Here is a 306-nt window from a genome sequence, read left to right on the forward strand (position 1 = left end):
ACCATTATTTGATCCGGCACCGATAGAAGAGTGTGACGATACAAATCCGGGTGATGGTTTAGAGAACTTCGATTTGACCCAGCGAGAGCTTTACATCTTAAACGGAGCGAGTCTAACGGAGTTTTCATTGACGTATTTTGAGAGTTTTGCAGAGGCAGAAACAGAGACCAATCCAATTCCTGATCCAACGAATTATGACAGTACTGATTCCGATACACAAACGATTTATGTTCGTGTAACCAGAATACCAACTAACCCGTTAGAGCCAAGATGTTATGAGATTGTAGAGCTTCAATTGATTGTAAA

1 protein-coding gene is annotated in these 306 nt (G+C 40.8%); it reads left to right on the forward strand.

Annotation, left to right across the window (positions count from 1 at the left end):
- On the forward strand, nt 1-306 hold a 306-nt coding region (locus EQG68_RS15130), incomplete at both ends, for a hypothetical protein (protein WP_164975482.1).

This window comes from Flavobacterium piscinae (assembly GCF_004122145.1).
Classification (GTDB): Bacteria; Bacteroidota; Bacteroidia; order Flavobacteriales; family Flavobacteriaceae; genus Flavobacterium; species Flavobacterium piscinae.